At 75.8% G+C, this 10,636-nt stretch carries 9 protein-coding genes; 6 read left to right on the plus strand and 3 right to left on the minus strand.

Annotated features, from left to right (window positions below; translation table 11 throughout):
- Positions 1-1,024: ADP-ribosylglycohydrolase family protein (locus ABD317_RS27530; protein ID WP_425582449.1), on the plus strand; the 1,024-nt coding region annotated here is incomplete at its 5' end.
- Positions 1,025-1,239: 215 nt separating this feature from the next.
- Here the strand turns inward: ABD317_RS27530 and ABD317_RS27535 are convergent.
- The gene (locus tag ABD317_RS27535) at positions 1,240-2,787 is read right to left on the minus strand and encodes an MFS transporter (protein ID WP_344293051.1); all 1,548 of its coding nucleotides are present in this window, start codon (positions 2,785-2,787) and stop codon (positions 1,240-1,242) included.
- 114 nt (positions 2,788-2,901) lie between these two features.
- Here ABD317_RS27535 and ABD317_RS27540 point away from each other — a divergent pair, with 114 nt between their 5' ends.
- The 3 genes from ABD317_RS27540 (at position 2,902) to ABD317_RS27550 (ending at position 5,027) form a co-directional block, all read left to right on the plus strand.
- Positions 2,902-3,540 carry a TetR/AcrR family transcriptional regulator gene (locus tag ABD317_RS27540; protein WP_344293037.1) on the plus strand — a complete coding sequence of 213 codons (639 nt, stop codon included), beginning with the start codon at positions 2,902-2,904 and terminating at the stop codon, positions 3,538-3,540.
- 44 nt (positions 3,541-3,584) lie between these two features.
- Complete coding sequence (locus tag ABD317_RS27545; protein ID WP_344293039.1) at positions 3,585-4,298, plus strand: ribonuclease HII; 714 nt, start codon at positions 3,585-3,587, stop codon at positions 4,296-4,298.
- Positions 4,299-4,442: 144 nt separating this feature from the next.
- Positions 4,443-5,027 (plus strand): hypothetical protein, encoded by a 585-nt coding sequence (locus ABD317_RS27550; protein ID WP_027752643.1) that lies wholly within the window; start codon positions 4,443-4,445, stop codon positions 5,025-5,027.
- 120 nt (positions 5,028-5,147) lie between these two features.
- Here ABD317_RS27550 and ABD317_RS27555 read toward each other — a convergent pair whose 3' ends face one another.
- Complete coding sequence (locus ABD317_RS27555; protein WP_344293041.1) at positions 5,148-5,864, minus strand: hypothetical protein; 717 nt, start codon at positions 5,862-5,864, stop codon at positions 5,148-5,150.
- Between the two features lie 249 nt (positions 5,865-6,113).
- On the opposite strand from ABD317_RS27555, the gene ABD317_RS27560 reads away from it, so the two are divergent.
- Complete coding sequence (locus tag ABD317_RS27560; protein WP_344293043.1) at positions 6,114-8,273, plus strand: RecQ family ATP-dependent DNA helicase; 2,160 nt, start codon at positions 6,114-6,116, stop codon at positions 8,271-8,273.
- 33 nt (positions 8,274-8,306) lie between these two features.
- On the opposite strand, the gene ABD317_RS27565 is transcribed toward ABD317_RS27560, so the two are convergent.
- Complete coding sequence (locus ABD317_RS27565) at positions 8,307-9,188, minus strand: SAM-dependent methyltransferase (protein WP_344293045.1); 882 nt, start codon at positions 9,186-9,188, stop codon at positions 8,307-8,309.
- Positions 9,189-9,395: 207 nt separating this feature from the next.
- Here ABD317_RS27565 and ABD317_RS27570 point away from each other — a divergent pair.
- The coding region (locus ABD317_RS27570; RefSeq protein WP_344293047.1) for a DUF4192 domain-containing protein at positions 9,396-10,636 on the plus strand (1,241 nt) is incomplete at its 3' end.

The raw sequence follows: 10,636 nt of genomic DNA on the forward strand, positions 1-10,636 counted from the left end.
GCCCGACCCGGCCGCCGTCCCCGGCCTGCCCGCCGACCCCGAAGCGCGCCTCGCCCGCGCCCTCGCGAGCCTGCGCGGGCTGGCCGTCGGCGACGCGCTCGGCTCCCGGTACGCCGAGCCCGGCAACTACTCGCTCCTGACCCGCCGCGAGCTGCCGCCCGCGCCATGGCGGTGGACGGACGACACGGAGATGGCGTGCTCGGTGGTGGCGGTGCTCGCCGCGCACGGCCGGGTCGAGCAGGACGCGCTGGCGGCGTCGTTCGCCGGCCGGCAGAACGCCGGCGGCCCCCGCGGCTACGGGCGCGCGGTGAACCGGATCCTGTGCCGGGTGCGCGACGGCGAGGACTGGCGCCGGCTCGCCGCCGCCCTCTTCGACGGGCAGGGGTCCTGGGGCAACGGCGCGGCGATGCGGGTGGCGCCGCTGGGCGCCTGGTACGCGGCGGACGTCGAGGAGGCGGTGCGGCAGGCGGAGGTCTCGTCGTACGTCACCCACCAGCACCGCGAGGCCGTCACCGGCTGCATGGCGGTGGCCGCGGCGGCGGCGCTGGCCGCCGGCCGGAGTCCCGGTACGGCCGCGACGGGCGCCACGGCCCCGACGGGTGCCACGGCCCCGACGGGTGCCACGGCCCCGACGGGCACCCCGGGCACCGGCCTGGCCGCCGGCGCCGCCCTGCTGGACCAGGTGATCGCACTGGTGCCGCGCAGCGCCGTCGGGCAGGGGCTGCGCCGCGCGCGCGACATGCTCGACTACGACGACGTCGCCACCGTGGCCGCCGTGCTGGGCAACGGCCGCCGCACCAGCGCGCACGACACCGTGCCGTTCGCCCTGTGGTCCGCCGCCCGGCACCTCGGCGACTTCACGGGCGCGCTGTGGGCGACGGCGCAGGCCGGCGGGGACGTGGACACCACGTGCGCGATCGTCGGCGGAGTGCTCGCGGGTGCGCCGGCCGGCGCCCCGCCGGCGGCGTGGGTGCGGAGCGCCGAGCCGCTGCCGGAGTGGGTGCCCGCGGTCCCCGGGACATGACGCACCCGGGCCGCGCCGGTACGGCCCGGCCGCGGGCCCGCGCCGGCAACGCGCGGGCCCGCGGCGTGGCGCAGGCGGCGCCGTACGCGGCGGACAGCACGCCGTCCGCGGCAGAGACCCCGCTGCGCGTACCGGCCGCGGCGCTGTATGGGGTGGGCTGCCCCGGCGGCCCCGCCCCGCTACCGGCGGGGCCGCCGGATTCCGGGAGCGCCGCGTCAGGCGGCGCCCGGTCCCGCCATGCCGGACAGGGCCTCAAGGTCGCTCTTGCGCACCTTGATCGCCACCACGGCGACGATCACGGCGAGCACGACCATGGCCGTACCGGCCAGGAACGCCTGGGACATGCCCTCGGAGAGCACTTCCTGGCCCCACGGCGGCGGCAGCTCGCCGCTCTTCTCCAGGACCGCCTTCTGCTCCGGCGTGGCCTCGGCCATGAACGACGGGAGCTGCTTCTCCGCCTCGTCCCTGCTGGCGGTGCCGAACACGGTGGTCAGGATGGACAGCCCGAGCGAACCGCCGACCTGCTGGGTGGCGTTGAGCAGGCCGGAGGCGGCGCCCGCCTGGTGCTGCGCGACGCCGGAGACGGCGGTGATGGTGAGCGTCACGAAGTTCATCCCCATGCCGAAGCCGAAGATGATCTCAGGCCCGAGCACCCCGCCCATGAACGAGCTGCCGGTGTCCAGCAGGACCATCCAGCCCATGCCGACCGCGGTGATGGCCGAGCCGCCGACCATGAACGGCTTGGGCCCGAGCGCCGGCAGGAACCGCTGGGCGAGGCCCGCGCCGATGACGATCGCCACGGTGATCGGCAGGAACGCCACACCCGACTTGATCGGGCTGTAGCCGAGGACGTTCTGTACGAACAGCACCAGATAGAAGAAGATGCCGAACATGGCCGCGGCCAGGCTGAGCATGATCACGTACGTACCGGAGCGGTTGCGGTCCGCGAACATGTGCAGCGGCGTGATCGGGTCCGCCGCGTTGCGTTCGACGAAGACGAACGCCACGAGCAGGATCGCGGCCGCCACGAACGAGCCGATCGACAGGCCGTCCCGCCAGCCCTCCTCGGCGGCGCGGATGAACCCGTAGACGAGGGCCGCCATGCCGAGGGTGGACGTCAGCGCGCCGGTGATGTCGAAGCGTCCGGGGTGGCGTGCGGACTCGTTGATGTACAGCGGGACGGCGGCGATGATCAGCAGGCCGATGGGTACGTTGACGAAGAGCACCCAGCGCCAGTTGAGCCACTCGGTGAGCATGCCGCCGGCGAGCAGGCCGATGGCGCCGCCACCTGCGGAGACCGCCGCGAACACGCCGAAGGCGCGATTGCGCTCGGGGCCCTCGGGGAAAGTGGTGGTGACCAGCGCCAGCGAGGTGGGCGAGGCGATGGCGCCGCCGGCGCCCTGGAGCGCGCGGGCGACGAGCAGCTGCCACGGCTCCTGGGCGAAGCCGCCGAGGAGCGAGGCCGCGATGAACAGTGCGATGCCGAAAGTGAAGACGCGGCGCCGGCCGAGGATGTCCCCGGCCCGGCCGCCGAGGAGGAGCAGGCCGCCGAAGGTGAGGGTGTATGCACTGACGACCCAGGTCAGGCCGGTGGTGGAGAAGTCGAGGGAGTCCTGGATGTGCGGGAGCGCGATGTTCACGATCGTGACGTCGAGAACGACCATGAGCTGGCAGGCCGCGATGATGAGCAGCGCCATGTTGCGCCGGTCGCCGCGGGGGGCCTTGCCCGCCTCCGGCTCTTTGGCCAGTTGAGAGGTTGTCACCATGTTCCCCATACATGTGAAATAGTGAACGGTAGCGTTCACTGACGAACTGAGCGTAGGAGCCCCCGAGAGGGAACGCAAGCGTTCACTATGACCGCTGACGGAGAGACCGATATGGGTAGTTCGCGCCGGACCGCTCCCGGAGCGTGCACCGAGACCAGCCAGAACCAGGCGGGCGGCATGCGCCGCAGGGGCGACGTACTCGAACGCGCCATCCTCGACGCCACCCTCGTACAGCTGGGTGCGGCCGGCTGGAAGGGGCTGACCATCGAGGGCGTCGCCGCCCGCGCGCAGACCGGGAAGGCGGCCGTCTACCGGCGCTGGGCGTCGAAGGCGGCGCTCGTCGAGGACGCGCTGCGCGCCGGGGTCCCGCCGCTGGAGACGCAGCCGGACCGGGGCAGCCTGCGGGCCGACCTCACCGAGTTCTGCCGGGCTCTCCGCGACAGGATGTACTCCAGCGGCGGCCAGGCGCTGCGCGCCGTGCTCGACGAGTGCGACCGCGAGCAGGCGGAGCAGTTCCACGAGGTGGTCATGGGACAGATCATCGAGCCGGGCAAGGAGCTGATCGCGGAGCTGCTGCGCCGCGGGGTCGAGCGGGGGGACGTGCGGCCGGAGGTGAACGGGGACCTCGTGCTCGACGTGCTGCCGGCGATGATGATGTACCGGCACAAGACCACCGGGCGGGACCTCAGCGACGAGGACATGGACGAGATGGTCGACCAGGTGATGGTGCCGCTGCTGCACACCCGGTGACGGGCGGGCGGCAGCGCCCCGGGGGCGGGTCGTAAGCTGGCCTCGTGAGTCCCTACGAGCCGCCCACCCACCGCGTCGAACGCTCCCTGCGCGCCACCACCGGCGCCCGGGTCGTCGCCGGAGTCGACGAGGTCGGCCGGGGTGCCTGGGCCGGGCCCGTCACCGTGTGCGCGGCCGTCACCGGCCTGCGCCGCCCACCCGAAGGGCTCACCGACTCCAAGCTGTTGACGGTGCCGCGGCGCGAGGAGCTGGCCGCCGAGCTGACCGGCTGGGTCACCGCGCACGCGCTGGGCCACGCCTCGTCGCAGGAGATCGACGAGCTGGGCATGACGGCGTGCCTGCGGCTCGCCGCGGGCCGGGCGCTGGCCGCGCTGCCGGTACGGCCGGACGCGGTCATCCTCGACGGCAAGCACGACTACCTCGGGGCGCCCTGGCGGGTCCGTACGGTCATCAAGGGCGACCAGTCGTGCGTCGCCGTCGCCGCCGCCTCCGTGCTCGCGAAGGTCCAGCGCGACGCGCGCATGGCCGAACTGGGCGCCGAACGGCCCGAGTACGAGCCGTACGCGTTCGGCGACAACGCCGGCTACCCCTCGCCCGTGCACCGCGCCGCGCTGGAGGAGCACGGCCCGACGCACCACCACCGGGTCTCCTGGGCGTACATGGACGCGCTGGCGAAGTGGCAGCACCTCAAACGGCCGCGGATCGTGCCCGAGACCGCGGAGCTGGAGGCCGCCGGGCAGCTGGGGCTCGACATCTGACGTACGCGGCCCCGCCGTCGGGGCCGCGGGCCCGCCGCGGTGGCGGGAACGGGCGCCGGGCGCGCGGCGTTCCGCGGAGCGCCGGGGCTGCCAGGTGGCCACCCGCTGACGTGGTTGTCACCTCGGTTTGATAGACATGCGCCCATGCCTCTCCCTGCCGAGGACTCTCCCACCCACGAGAGCGTCCCGGGCCGCAGTGCGCCCCCTCGTCCCATCCCAGGCCCCCGTCCCGTGCGGCCGCGTGGCGGATCCCGTTCCGGCCCCGGCGGCCGCGGCCCCGGCGCCACCGCGCCCGGCGCCCGTCCCGGACCCTCCGGCGGTCAGGGCAGGCCCGCCGCCGGACCGCAGCTGCAACTGGTCCCCGCGACGCCCGACGGTGCCGTCGACGCCGCGGACGAAGCCGTCGACGGGCTGCTGGAGTCCGGCCGCGCGCCGGCCGAGATCCTCGTCCTGACCACCGGCGAGCTGCACCCGTGGGCGGCCCACGAGCTGTCGTTCGGCGAAGACGGCTACTGGGCGCAGGAGGCCGCCGGTGAGGACGTGTTCTACGCCGACGCCGGGGCGGCCGCGCGGCTGGCCCGGCGGCAGGTGGTCGTCGTCGCCGTCAACGGCGGCGGCGACGAGGCGACGGCCGCGGCGCTGCCGGCGGCGATGACGCGCGCGGCGGCGCTGCTGGTCCTGTGCGGCGACGCGGACTACATCAACGGCGTGCTGGGCGTCTCGGCCTGAGGCGCACGCCCCGCCGGGCGGGACGCGGCACCGCGGCCCGCAGGACCGCAGGCCCGTAGCGCCGCACGGCCGGGCCCGCAGCACCGCACGGTCCGGGCCGGTCCGCCCGCGGACGGTGCCTCAGACCGCCCACGAGACGCTCGCCTCCGGCTCCTGCCGCGGCTTCGGCGGCGGTTCCGGCTCCGGCTCCCGCGGCACGTGGTCCGGCGGCTGCCACGCCCGCGGCCCCGGAGCCGCCCCGGTCTGCGCACGGGTCGCCGCTTCCGCGCCGGAGCCGGTGTCCGTGTCCGGCCCGTCGTCCGCCTGCGGGCCGTCCACCGGGGGGCCCTCCGCGTAGGGCCGCCGGCCGCCGCGGCCCTCGCCCAGCACCTCCCAGCCGCCGCCGGTGAGCGTGATGTACGCGCCGCAGCGCAGCCCGTGCAGCGTGCAGGCGTCCCGCAGCCCCCACATCCACGCGCCGTCCTCCTCCGTCCACCCGGCGCCCCCGGCGCGGCAGTACAGCAGGACGGCCGTGCGGACGGGGAAACGGCGGCGCAGGTCGTGCGGGATGACCCGGCGGAGCCGGTCCAGCAGCCCGTTCCGCAGGTCCCAGCCGTCCGCGACGGCGTCCGGGCGGCCCGCCTCGCGCCACGACAGCGACGCGCTCGCGCGCAGTCGCTCGTCGGGGTCGAGCACGGCGAGCACCGCCGTGTCCGGCGCGGGCCGGTGGCGGGCGTGCAGGCCGGTGACGATCTCGCGGGGGTTGCGCAGCAGCGGGATCCCGGCCGCCGCCCACTCGGCAGGTTCGAGGATGCGGCCGGACGGGCCGGTGTCGCCGGTGGCGGGGCCGAAGACCAAGGGCTCTCCCGGGGGTCGGGGGCGTACGGAACGCACGGCGGGGGCGAACGGGCGGGGGCGCGCAGCGTCGAGCAGCCCGGGGGCCGGGCCGGCGCTGGGAGCGATCTCAATTCTCCCCGCCGAAATGGCCTGCGGCAATGCGGCATTGTCGACAGATCAATCTTTTCCGGCAGCGGTGGACCTGCGCCTCCGTAACCGTCACCGTGCGTGAGGTGGCCGACTGTCAGTGCCATCGGGTTGCATGGGGGCATGGACGATCAGGAGCTGCGCGCCGAAGCCGACGCCGTTCTCGCCGGGCTCGTCGGCGCCCCCGGCGGCCCGGCCCGGCTGCGCGAGGACCAGTGGCAGGCCGTGGCGGCCCTGGTGTCGGAGCGCCGCCGCGCCCTGGTGGTGCAGCGCACCGGATGGGGCAAGTCCGCGGTGTACTTCGTGGCCACGGCGCTGCTGCGCCGCCGCGGCGCCGGGCCCACGGTCATCGTGTCGCCGCTGCTGGCGCTCATGCGCAACCAGGTCGAGGCCGCCGCCCGGGCCGGCATCCGCGCCCGTACGATCAACTCGGCCAACCCCGAGGAGTGGGGGGCCGTCCACGAGGAGGTCGAGCGCGGCGAGACCGACGTGCTCCTCGTCAGCCCCGAGCGGCTCAACTCGGTGGACTTCCGCGACCGCCTGCTGCCCGAGCTGGCCGCCACCACCGGCCTCCTCGTCGTCGACGAGGCCCACTGCATCTCCGACTGGGGGCACGACTTCCGCCCCGACTACCGCCGGCTGCGCGCCATGCTCGCCGACCTGCCCGCGGGCGTGCCGGTGCTGGCGACGACCGCGACCGCCAACGCGCGCGTGACCGCCGACGTCGCCGAGCAGCTCGGCACCGGCGGCAGCGAGGCCCTGGTGCTGCGCGGCCCGCTGGACCGGGAGAGCCTGCGGCTCGGCGTCGTCCGGCTGCCGGACGCGGCGCACCGCCTCGCCTGGCTCGCCGAGCACCTCGGCGAGCTGCCCGGCTCCGGGATCGTCTACGCCCTCACCGTCGCCGCCGCCGAGGAGGCCGCCGCCTTCCTGCGGCAGCGCGGCTTCCCCGTCGCCTCGTACACGGGCCGCACGGAGAACGCCGACCGGCTGCAGGCCGAGGAGGACCTGCTGGCGAACCGGGTCAAGGCGCTGGTCGCGACGTCCGCGCTGGGCATGGGCTTCGACAAGCCGGACCTGGGCTTCGTCGTCCACCTCGGCTCGCCGTCCTCCCCGATCGCGTACTACCAGCAGGTGGGCCGCGCCGGCCGCGGCGTCGACCACGCCGACGTGCTGCTGCTCCCCGGCCGCGAGGACGAGGCGATCTGGCGGTACTTCGCCGACACCGCCTTCCCGCCCGAGACCCAGGTCCGCCAGACCCTCGCGGCCCTCGCCGACGCCGGCCGCCCGCTGTCCGTCCCGGCCCTGGAGGCCGCCGTCGACCTGCGGCGCACCCGGCTGGAGACGATGCTGAAGGTCCTCGACGTCGACGGCGCCGTCCGGCGCGTCAAGGGCGGCTGGACGGCCACCGGCCGGCAGTGGGACTACGACGCCGAGCGGTACGCGTGGGTGGCGCGGCAGCGCGCGGCCGAACAGCAGGCCATGCGGGACTACGTGAACACGTCCGGCTGCCGGATGGAGTTCCTGCGCGGGCAGCTGGACGACGAGGGCGCGGCCCCCTGCGGCCGCTGCGACAACTGCGCGGGGGCCTGGATCGACGCGGGCGTGTCGGCGGACGCCCTGACCGGCGCCGAGAAGGAGCTGGACCGGCCCGGGACCGAGGTCGAGCCGCGGCGGATGTGGCCGACGGGCATGCCCGCGCTCGGCATCGAACTCAAAGGCCGTATCCCGGCCGGGGAGCAGTGCGCCGCCGGCCGCGCCCTGGGACGTCTCTCCGACATCGGCTGGGGCAACCGGCTGCGGCCGCTGCTCGCGGAGAACGCCGCGGACGGCCCCGTCCCCGACGACGTACTGCGCGCGTCGGTCGACGTCCTCGCCGACTGGGCGCGCTCCCCGGCCGGCTGGGCGTCCGGCGGCCCGCAGGCGGCGGCACGGCCCGTGGGAGTCGTCGCCGTGCCGTCCACGACCCGGCCCCTGCTGGTCGACTCGCTCGCCCGGGGCATCGCGAACGTCGGACACCTGCCGTACCTCGGCACGCTGACGTACACCGGCCCGGACGGCGGCCCCGGCCCCCGCCGCAGCAACTCCGCCCAGCGGCTCGCCACCCTGATCGGCGCCTTCGCCGTCTCCGACGACCTCGCCGCCGCCCTGGCCGCCAACCCGGGCCCGGTGCTGCTCGTCGACGACTGCACCGACTCCGGCTGGACCCTCGCGGTCGCCGCCCGCCTGCTGCGGCGGGCCGGCGCCGCGGGAGCCCTGCCGCTGGTCCTCGCGGCGACCGGCTGAGGCGGGCGCCGGCCGCGGCCGGCGCCCGCACGCCTACGGCTTGCGCAGCAGGTACAGGTAGTAGCCGAGGTGGTCGCGGACGAAGGTGCGGAACACCGGGATCGCCGCGTCCAGGGCCGCGGTCGTCTCGGGGCCGTAGCGCTCCAGGACCGCGTCGTGGCGGTCCCGGTACAGGACCGTCATGACCTCGCCGTTCATGACGACGTCGTGGGTCTGGTCCTCCAGCCGCACCAGCTCGAAGCCCGCCTCGTACGCCAGCCGCAGCCCCTCCGCCAGCGGCAGCGGCGGCGGCGACGTCCACACCTGCCGGAACGTCTCCAGCTGCGCGTGCGACGGGTCGCCGCGGCGGGTGAACTCCGTCATCAGCAGCCGCCCGCCGCGCGGCAGCACCCGCCACGCCTGGCGCAGGCCGCGCAGCCGGTCGGCGATGTGTGAGAAGGAGTCGATGGCCCACGCCGCGTCGAACGAGGCGTCCTCGTAGGGGAGTTCCAGCGCGTCGGCGAGGACGAACGACACCCGGTCCGAGAGCGCCGCCGCGGCGGCGCTCTCCCGGGACCGGGCGACCTGCGTCTCGCTGACGGTGATCCCCGTGACCCGCGCGCCGGTGCGCTCCGCCAGCCGCACGGCCGGACCGCCGGTGCCGCTGCCGATGTCGAGCACGTGGTCGCCGGCGCGCGGCGCTAGCGCGGCCGCGTAGTAGTCGGTCTGCCGGTCCATGGCCTGGTCGGACAGTTCACCGAGCGTCGTCGGCGGCGGCCCCGCGCCGTCGGCCGGGCCCGCCGCCGACCACCGGCCGACGTGGATGGCGGAGGTGCCCAGCGTCAGGTCGTACAGCGGGCCGAACCGGTCGTACGCGGAACCGACCTCCTCGGGTGACGGGGGAGCGAGGTTGTCGTCGTGCGCGTCGGATGTCATGGCACGTTGCCCCTTCTCGTCGTGTGCGACGCCGGAAGCCGACCCCCCGCGCCACCGTAGAGGCCGCCCGCACCGCAGGCCCCGAACCGAACCGGCCAACACGCGAGTTGGCCGGATCTCCCGAGCCCGGAAAGGGCGCTGGCATGACCCGGTCAGGGGTTATCCACAGGGGTCGCGGATCTCGCGGAGACACGAAACCCTCGTGCCATGACATCGCACAACGAAACGCAGGTCGTTCTCCGCAGCCCCGCCGAGCTGGCGGACGCCCTGCCGTACCTGATGGGCTTCCACCCGGACGACAGCGTCGTCCTCGCCGCGCTGCACGGCGAGCGCGGGCGGTTCGGCGGCCGGCTGCGGCTCGGGATCCCGCCGGACCGCGACGGCTGGCCGGATGTCGCGGCACAGCTCGCCGAGTGCCTCGTCGAAGGCAGCGCCACGCGGGGCGGCAAGCCGGACGGCATCGTCGTCTTCCTCTGCCAGGATCCCGCGGCGGGAGAGCGGCCGGGAGCAGTCATGGAGCGGCTGCGGCCGCTCGCGGAGGGCCTGCGCGTGGCCTGCGGACGGCTGGAGGTGCCTGTCGTGGAGGCGCTGTGCATCTCCGCCGGGCGCTTCTGGTCGTACCTCTGCCCCGACGAGCGCTGCTGTCCCCCCGAGGGCACGGCGCTGGATCCGCCCGGCCGCTCCGCCCTGGCCGCCGCCGCGACCTACGCGGGCATGCAGCGGCCCGGGTCGCTGCGCGCGCTGGAGAGCCGCCTCACCCCCCGGCACCCGGACGGCGACCGGCAGACGCGGGCGTTCGACGCCGCCGGCGGCTCGCTCGTGCCGCGGATCCTGGCAGAGACCGGCCGGGAGACCGTACGGGAGGAGACCGTGCAGCTGGCGGACCGGCTGATCGCCCGGCTCACCGAGGCTCCGCCGCCCGCGGGGGAGGCGGCGGCGGACACGGACGCGCGGGACGACACGCTGCTCACCGACGGCGAGTGCGCGGACCTCATCGTCGGCCTGCAGGACCGGCTCACCCGCGACCGCGCCGCCGAGCGGATGGAGGGCCCCGAGGCCGACGGGGCGCTGCGGCTCTGGCGGGCGCTGGCCCGCCGCTGCGTCGGGGCCTATGGGGAACACGCCGCGGCCCCGCTGACCCTCGCCGGCTGGGTGGCCTTGTCGACCGGCGACGAGGCAGCGGCCCGGGTCGCGTTCGGCCGGGCGCTGGAGTCCGACCCGGAGTACCTGTTCGCGCGGCTGCTCCACCAGGCGGTCAACGAGGGCATGGACCCGGAGCCGCTGCGGCGCTCCTTGCGCCGTCAGCGCCAGGAGCGGGAGACCGCGGTGGCCGCACCGGCGGCGGCGCAGCCGCCGGCCCCGGCGTCTGAGGCGCCGGCTGAGCCGTCGGCGGCGCCCGCGACGTCCGGGACACCTGCGGCGGCACCGTCCACGCCACCGGCGCGACG

The sequence above is a fragment of the Streptomyces synnematoformans genome, from assembly GCF_039531005.1.
GTDB classification, from domain to species: domain Bacteria; phylum Actinomycetota; class Actinomycetes; order Streptomycetales; family Streptomycetaceae; genus Streptomyces; species Streptomyces synnematoformans.

Excerpts from the sequence above, each read along its gene's own strand:
- ABD317_RS27565 (WP_344293045.1), bottom strand. The coding sequence starts at position 9,188 with ATGACATCCGACGCGCACGACGACAACCTCGCTCCCCCGTCACCCGAG.
- ABD317_RS27560 (WP_344293043.1), top strand. The coding sequence starts at position 6,114 with ATGGACGATCAGGAGCTGCGCGCCGAAGCCGACGCCGTTCTCGCCGGG.
- ABD317_RS27540 (WP_344293037.1), top strand. The coding sequence starts at position 2,902 with ATGGGTAGTTCGCGCCGGACCGCTCCCGGAGCGTGCACCGAGACCAGC.
- ABD317_RS27550 (WP_027752643.1), top strand. The coding sequence starts at position 4,443 with ATGCCTCTCCCTGCCGAGGACTCTCCCACCCACGAGAGCGTCCCGGGC.